The 5940-nt window shown below is 41.1% G+C and carries 3 protein-coding genes; all 3 read left to right on the forward strand.

The genetic code is table 11. From position 1 onward, the window contains the following. Nucleotides 1–206 precede the first annotated feature (206 nt). On the forward strand, nucleotides 207–977 hold the full coding sequence (locus tag AAF462_09510; GenBank protein MEM7009355.1) for an ROK family protein: 771 nt from the start codon (nucleotides 207–209) through the stop codon (nucleotides 975–977). 337 nt (nucleotides 978–1314) lie between these two features. Next, a complete protein-coding gene (gene tkt / locus AAF462_09515; GenBank protein MEM7009356.1) occupies nucleotides 1315–3360 on the forward strand; it encodes a transketolase in 2046 nt (681 codons plus the stop codon). A gap of 35 nt (nucleotides 3361–3395) precedes the next feature. After that, nucleotides 3396–5940 (forward strand): bifunctional transaldolase/phosoglucose isomerase (locus AAF462_09520; protein ID MEM7009357.1); only part of this gene is annotated, 2545 nt, incomplete at its 3' end.

The raw sequence follows: 5940 nt of genomic DNA on the forward strand, positions 1-5940 counted from the left end.
CCGGCTATAAGAAGATATATCCAAGCCATTTAACAAACCCCCTGCGAAAAGTATTTAGATAAGACTACCCATTTTTTCTAAAAACGTAGACGAAACTTTTTTTATACGCCCTACATCTAATAAAAAGATCCCAAGACTTTATTTATTGCATTAACTTGGTGTACAATAGTAAATCAATCTGGGTTTATTTTAAAAAAGGAAACTAAATGGCCAGACGAATAGTTAGATCTCCTAAAAAAATTCTTGGTATTGATATAGGTGGAACAGGTATAAAAGCTGCCCCTGTGGATATCTCAAAAGGAGTTTTGCTTCAAGAGCGCTTTCGTATTGAAACCCCTCAGCCCCCAACTCCAAGAGCAATGCTTGAGGTGATAAATAAGCTTATTGAGCACTGGGAATGGAAAGGCAAGATCGGCTGCGGATTCCCAGGTGTTTTAAAGCAAGGTGTTGTTCACACAGCGGCTAATTTAGATAGTCAATGGATAGGGGTCAATATACAGCATCAGATAAAAAAAATGTCAACCTGTGATGCTGTAGTGATTAATGATGCAGACAGCGCGGGGCTTGCAGAGATGAAATTCGGAGCCGGAAAGGATTATAACAAACACGGGGGTGGAGTTGTGGTAATGGTAACGCTTGGCACAGGCATAGGAACCGCCGTTTTTGTAGATGGTCATCTTGTGCACAACACTGAACTTGGCCACATAGAGATAGATGGCAAGGACGCGGAGAAAAGAGCGGCCGCAAGTGTTAGAGAGCGCAAAAAACTGAGCTGGAAAAAATGGGGTCACAGAGTAAACGTATACCTTCAAACTATGGAGAAGTTGCTATCTCCTGACTTGTTTATTATTGGCGGCGGGGTAAGCAAAAAACCCGATAAGTTCTTTAAATATATTGAGCTTAAAACAAAAGTAGTGCCTGCACAGATGCACAATGATGCAGGTATCGTTGGGGCTGCATTATCTGTTGAGCTGTAAGTTTCGTGTTTTCTTGAAAAACCAGACTTGATATGTGATAATCCCGTGAGGGTATAAATGATACCGGGCGGAGTAATTAGCTAATAAATTGAGGTAATTACATTTGTTGCAAGAACAAAATCAACCCATATACACTTATAAACATATCCATACCCGTAAAATAGATAAAACGAGTATTAGTAAAGTATTGCTCCCAATTTTCCATTACAAAACTAAAATAAATTTCTCGATTCGGAGTTAACAAATATTGTTTAATATCAAGAGGTAAAAGAACAAAGTGCATTTTTGAAATCAGTGCTAACATTTTTGAGAATTAAAAATTCTAAGGAGATCGGCTATGGCATCTAAGCCTAAAAAGAAAAAAGATAAACTAGAGCAATTAATTATTAATACAGTTAGAACACTCTCAATGGATGCAGTTCAAAAGGCTAATTCCGGTCATCCTGGAACTCCTATGTCTATGGCTCCTGTGGCATATACAATCTGGGACAAGTTTATGAGTTTTAATCCTAAAAACCCAGACTGGCCAAACCGTGACCGATTTGTTCTATCTTCAGGGCATGCATCAATGCTTCTTTACAGCATGCTTCATATAAGCGGTTATAAAGTTTCCCTAAATGATATCAAGACCTTCAGACAGCTTCATAGTAAATGCGCGGGGCATCCCGAACACGGAATGGCACCAGGTATTGAAACTACAACAGGCCCGCTTGGGCAGGGCTATGCAACTTCTGTCGGAATGGCAATTGCTGAGAAGTGGATAGCTAAATACTTCAACCGTCCTGGGCATGAGATAATCAACTACCATGTTTTCGCCCTTGGGGGAGACGGGTGCATGATGGAGGGAATCTCAAGTGAAGCAGCTTCGCTTGCAGGTCATTTGGGTCTTAGCAATTTGATCTGGCTATACGACAACAACCACATAACAATTGAAGGCCATACAGACCTTGCTTTTAGCGAGGACGTAGCCGATAGGTTCATGGGTTACAAGTGGCATGTACAGCACGTTGGAGACGCAAATAATTTAGAACTTCTACAAGAAGCGCTTACTCGGGCTAAAAAAGAAAAAGAACAACCCTCTTTAATAATTGTAGACAGTCATATTGGTTTTGGCAGCCCGAATAAACAGGATACTGCCGCAGCCCACGGAGAGCCTCTTGGAGAGGATGAGATTAAAAAAACGAAAATAAACTACGGCTGGCCTCCTGATAAGAAATTCTATGTTCCTGATGAAGTTAAGAACTACAGAAATAAAATTCTAAAAAGGGGTAAAAGCGATGAGGATAAGTGGAATAAGAAATTCTCTAAGTACGCCTCAAAATACCCGGATTTAGCAAAAGAGTTTGAAATGATGGAAAAACATGAAATGCCAAAAGGCTGGGAGAAATGCCTGCCAACTTTCCCTGCCGATCCAAAAGGTCCGGCAACCAGAAGCTCAAACGGTAAGATCCTAAACGCAATTGGTAAAGAAATACCGTGGTTTCTTGGGGGAGCGGGTGACGTAGGGCCTTCAACTAAGACCTACTTAGAAGATACTGGCAGTTTTGAAAAAAACGCATATGATGGAAGAAATTTTCACTATGGTATTAGAGAAGCTGCAATGGCAGCAGTGACAAATGGTATGGTCCTTAGCAAGCTAAGAGCATATGCATCATGCTATTTTGTATTTTCAGATTATCTTAAAGCGCCTCTTCGCCTGTCATGTTTAATGAAAAATCCAGTTATCTATGTATTCACTCATGATAGCATAGGCCTTGGCGAAGATGGACCTACCCATCAACCAATCGAACACCTTGCCGCTCTTAGAGCAGTGCCAAATCTTGACGTTATAAGGCCTGCAGATGCAAATGAGCTTAGTGCATTGTGGAAGCATGTAATAGAAGCTAAAGATAGGACTACTGCATTTATTCTTACCAGGCAGAATGTTCCTACCTTTGACCGCAGCAAATATGCTTCTGCCAAGGGAGCTTTGAAGGGCGGCTACATTCTTGCTGACAGCAAAGGAAAGCCAGACTTAATACTAATCGGAACTGGATCAGAGGTTCAGCTGTGTCTGGGCGCCTATGAAAGGCTTACAAATGAGGGAATTAAAGTTAGAGTGGTTAGTATGCCTTGCTGGGAGCTTTTTGATCAGCAGAGCGCTCAATATCAGGAAAAGGTTTTGCCAGATTCAGTTAGAGCAAGAGTATCTGTTGAAGCCGGCTCCACAGTAGGATGGCAAAAGTATGTTGGGCTCGCTGACAATGGCACCTCTATAGGTGTAGATACCTTTGGTGAGTCGGCCCCAGTAGCAGATATTTGGCCTGAGTTTGGGTTTACAGTTAATAATGTTGCAGCTAAAGCTAGACAAACTCTTAAGAAGAACAAAAAAAGTAAGAAATAGTTATGAAACGATAAAACCATTTATAGGAGAGCACTATGCCTAATAACATTAAAGAACTTACAAAGCTGGGTCAATCAATATGGTATGACTACATTAGACGTTCTTTTTTAACTAAAGGCGAGCTTAGAGCCTTAATCGATGAAGGTCTTAGAGGTGAGACCTCAAACCCATCAATTTTAGAAAAAGCCATAGCGGGCAGCTCCGACTATGACGAAGATATCAAAGCACTAGTTGAAGAAAATAAATCAGTCGATGAGATATATGAAGCTCTAGCGTTAAAAGATATCGCAATGGCAGCGGATGATTTCAGGCCTTTATATGATGAATCAAACGCTGGCGATGGCTTTATCAGCCTAGAGGTCAGTCCAACATTAGCTAATAAGACAAAACAAACCATTCGAGACGCAAAGAGATATTTCGTTGCGCTTAACAAACCGAATGTGATGATTAAAATTCCCGCCACAAAAGCTGGAATTCCTGCTATCACAGAGGTAATAGCTTCTGGTATCAATGTGAACGTAACTCTTATGTTTAGTCTTGAGCAATACAAAGCTGTGGCAGAGGCATATATAAAAGGACTTGAGATACTTGCAGAAAACGGACCTTCAGTATTTAAAGGACACACGGTAGACAGGATTGCCTCAGTTGCATCATTTTTTGTAAGCCGAGTTGACTCTGCTGTTGATGCAGAGCTAGAAAAAAAAGGAAACAAAGCTCTTCAGGGTAAAATTGCAATAGCAAACTCTAAAGTAACATACGAAGAATACAGAAAAGTGTTTAGCGGTCCAAGATGGAATAAACTTAAAAAATTGGGCGCTAGACCACAAAGAGTTCTATGGGCGAGCACGAGCACTAAAAACCCGGCTTATCCTGACACATTATATGTGGACGAACTCATAGGCCCTAATACTGTAAACACAGTTCCTCCTGCAACATATAAGAATTTCAAGGATCACGGCACACCTAAAATCACTTTGACTAAGGGTGTTAAGCAAGCGCACGCTGATCTTGCTAAACTCAAAAGAACAGGAATCAAGCTTGATGATATTACTGATTTTCTGCTTAAAGACGGTGTTAAAAAATTTGCTGCTTCCTTTGAAACATTGATGCAAAGTATTGCTGACAAAAGGGAGCAGATTATTCAGGGAAAAAAGTCGTATACGGCTAGTTTGGGGAAACACCAGGCAGCCGTGGATAAAGCACTTGAGAACATACGCGATAACAACATAATTGAGAAAATCTGGAATTTTGACTATCTAGTTTGGGAAAAGAAACCTACTGAAATAAGTAACCGCCTTGGCTGGCTTCATATACCTGAGGTAATGGCAGACGCTATAACAGGCATTAACGTGGTGGTTAAGCAAGTCAGAAAAGAGGGCTACACTGACCTTTTACTCCTTGGCATGGGCGGCTCAAGCCTTGCGGTTGAGGTAATAAGAGAAACCTACGGATCTAGAAAGGGTTACTTAAATGTCCATGTCCTGGACAGCACCGATCCTGGAATGATATTAGACTATAGAAGAAATCTTAATATGAAGAAAACTCTATTTGTAGTATCTACCAAATCAGGCGGAACTGCAGAGACTCTTTCTTACATGAAGTATTTCTATAACGAAGTGCTTGATGAAGTAGGGAAAAAAGAAGTTGGAAAACACTTTGTCGCAATTACTGATCCCGGAAGCAACCTTGAGAATATAGCTCAGGATCTTAAATTTAGAACAACATTTTTAAATGATCCAAATATTGGCGGCCGTTACTCAGCTCTATCATTTGTCGGAATACCGCCGGCAGCGTTTCAGGGAGTAGATGTTCCGCTTCTACTCGAGCGCGCTATAAAAATGCTGCACAACAACGAGAGCTGTAACTGCGCTGTTGAAGGTGATCACTCAGGAGCTTGGCTCGGCGCAATCATGGGAGAGCTTACTTTAGCGGGACACGATAAAGTAACGTTAATTGCTTCTCCACCTATTGAGAGTTTTGGCGCTTGGGCTGAGCAGCTTATAGCTGAGAGTACTGGAAAAATCGGCAAAGGAATTTTGCCGGTTGACCGTGAGCCTATTGGACCCCCTAATAATTATGCCAACGACAGACTTTTCGTTTATCTTCGCCTTGCAGGTGACACAACATATGATAGAAAAGTTAAGGTTTTAGAAGACCATGGTCATCCAGTTGTCAGGATAAATTTACAAGATATCTACGATATTGGAGGCGAGTTTTTCCGCTGGGAATTTGCAATAGCAATTGCTGGAATGATTATTGGAATCCATCCATTTAATCAGCCTAATGTTGAGGCAGCTAAAGTGCTCGCAAGAAAAATGATTGCCCAATATCAAGAAAAAGGGAAACTCCCATATGTAAGACCTACTTTAACAGAAAAAGGTATCACTGTTTACTCAAGCTTTAAAGCAAAAAGCGTAGAGGATTCGCTTAAGAAGTTCCTTAAACTTGCCAAAAAAGGTAGAAACGGCGGAAAGGGAAGGAGCTATGTAACCCTTCAAGCCTACGTTAAGCCAGATGATGCTACATACGAAGCGATGCAGAAATTCCGCAAAAAAGTGCAGGCTAAGTACCAGCTTGCAA

It is taken from the genome of Thermodesulfobacteriota bacterium (assembly GCA_039028315.1).
Lineage (GTDB): Bacteria > Desulfobacterota_D > UBA1144 > Nemesobacterales > UBA2774 > CR02bin9.